Origin of the sequence: Streptomyces sp. NPDC005195, assembly GCF_040608315.1 — a bacterium.
In the GTDB taxonomy this organism is placed as follows: Bacteria; Actinomycetota; Actinomycetes; order Streptomycetales; family Streptomycetaceae; genus Streptomyces; species Streptomyces kaempferi.
The window spans coordinates 1-2,038 of sequence record NZ_JBEXHZ010000267.1 but is presented as its reverse complement, the minus strand read 5'-3'; the positions used below and the strand labels follow the sequence as shown (position 1 = coordinate 2,038).

Here is a 2,038-nt window from a genome sequence, read left to right as displayed (position 1 = left end):
GTCACGGTCGGCCCTCGGCCGGGAGCTCCAGACGCAGTTCGTAGCCGCCGTCCGCGGTGGGGCCGGCGGTCACGGTGCCGCCGAGGAGTGCCGCGCGCTGGCGCAGGCCGACCAGTCCGTGGTGCGCGCTCGGCAGCGGGAGCGGGGGGTGGGTCGGTGCGGTGTTGGTGACCGTGGCGCGGACGGCGCCGCCGTGATGGCGGATGTGCACCGTCGCGGTGGTTCCGGGGGCGTGCTTGCGCGCGTTGGTCAGCGCTTCCTGGACGGTGCGGTAGATGGCCCGCTGCACGGTGGGCGGCAGGTCGTCGGGCACGTCGGTCCGCAGCTCGGTCTCGATACCGCTGTTGTCGACCAGCCGATGGAGGTCCGCCAGGGACGGCTGCGGTGTGAGTTCCGTGGGGCGCCCCCCGGAGTCGCGCAGCACGCTGACCATGTGCCGCAGCTCGTACAGGGTCTGGACGCTCAGCCGTCGGATCGTGGCGGCCGCCTCCTTCGCCTCGGCGTCCTGGGTACCGACCTGGAGTGCTCCGGCCCGCACCGCGATCAGGCTGACCTGGTGGGAGACCACGTCGTGCATCTCCCGGGCGAGCTGTGCGCGTTCCCTGGCCAGCACGCTCTGCGCGGTCAGCAGCCGCTTGTGGTCGCGCGCCTCGGAGATCTCGGCGAGCTGCCGCGACAGATCACGCCGGGCCTGGACGAGTTGGCCGAGGAAGACGGGAGCGGCCGCCGTGGCAGCGGTGTAGCCCAGAGTGATCACGGTCGCCGTCTTCGCGAAGTCGTAGCTCAGCGACGGCCATATGGTCATGTCACAGATCGTGAACACCGTGATACAGATGGCGAGCATGGTGCGGTGACGGGTGAACGAGGCGAGTGTGTACAGCGCGGCCAGCGCGGCGAAGACGGCGTCGGAGACCAGGACAGCGGGCAGCGTGAGCAGGAAGGTGAACAGCGGCAGGCGACGTCGCAGAAAGAGGGAGAAGGCGGCGACCAGGGCACAGGACAGCCGGAGTGGCTCGTCGATGTGCACCTTGACCCAGACGTCGAGGAGCGAGGCGGTGACGAGGGCGGCGTCCAACAGCGGCGCGCGCGGCCGGCGGAGGTTCATCCCCCGTCCTCGCCCCGCGGCTCCTTGAGGAGGCCGGCCCGTTCGGCGAGCAGGGCGGCCTGGACCCGGCCGTCCACCTCGAGCTTGCCGAGGATCGCGCTCACGTGGTCCTTGACCGTGCCGGTACTGAGGTGCATCCGCGTGCCGATGTCGGCGTTGGACAGTCCCTCGGCGATGAGGACGAGTACGTCCCGTTCGCGGTCGGTCAGCCGGGCGAGGCTGTGGGCGGCGGTTTCCCGGGGTCCGGCGTTCAGGTAGCCGTCCACGACCGTACGGGTGACCTTGGACGACAGGACGGTGCCGCCGTCGGCCAGCGTCCGCACCAGGAACGGGAGCTCCTCGGGGTCGGTGTCCTTGAGCAGGAAGCCCGCCGCGCCCGAGCGCAGCGCCGTCGCCACGTATTCGTCCATGTCGAACGTCGTGAGCATGGCCACCACCGGGGGGTGCGGCAGCCGACGGAGGCCGGCGAGGACGGTGAGGCCGTCGACGTCGGGCATCCGGATGTCGAGGAGTACGACGTCAGGGCGTGTGTCCTGGGCCGTCCGGAGGGCCTGGCCGCCGGGGACCGCGGCCGCGACCTCGATGTCGTGTGCCGCGTCGAGGATGTGCTGAAAACCCGTACGGATCATGGCCTCGTCGTCGACCACCAATACCCGGATCACAGGTGCTCCACTCGCCGTCGGACCACTGTCCGATTCGTACCATGCCGAGCACGCCCTGCGGCTGTCCGACACCGGATACGGCCAGGCGGCGGGGAGCGCGCCAGCCAGTCGGCGGGGCGGTTGTGGACACCTGCCGGATATCTGCCGCGAGCGGCGTCCTCGACCCTGGAACGTATGACGCACGACGTGGCGGAGGCGGTACCGCCCGGGGCGGCGCCCGTTGCGCGGGCATCCGCCTCCCCCTCTCGTACGTCGTCGCCGTCCCCTTTCG

General features: G+C 71.1%; 2 protein-coding genes. Both read right to left on the bottom strand.

The window, feature by feature from the left end; all coding sequences use genetic code 11:
* Position 1: 1 nt before the first annotated feature.
* Positions 2 to 1,105 (bottom strand): histidine kinase, encoded by a 1,104-nt coding sequence (locus ABZV34_RS38825; protein WP_356287817.1) that lies wholly within the window; start codon positions 1,103 to 1,105, stop codon positions 2 to 4.
* Positions 1,102 to 1,767, bottom strand: coding sequence for a response regulator transcription factor (locus ABZV34_RS38820; protein WP_356287814.1), 666 nt, complete (start codon positions 1,765 to 1,767; stop codon positions 1,102 to 1,104). The genes ABZV34_RS38825 and ABZV34_RS38820 overlap by 4 nt, the downstream gene beginning before the upstream one ends.
* Between the last annotated feature and the right edge of the window lie 271 nt (positions 1,768 to 2,038).

What these genes read in the sequence shown, in the direction of transcription:
- ABZV34_RS38825 (WP_356287817.1), bottom strand. Translation starts at nt 1,105, where the DNA reads ATGAACCTCCGCCGGCCGCGCGCGCCGCTGTTGGACGCCGCCCTCGTC.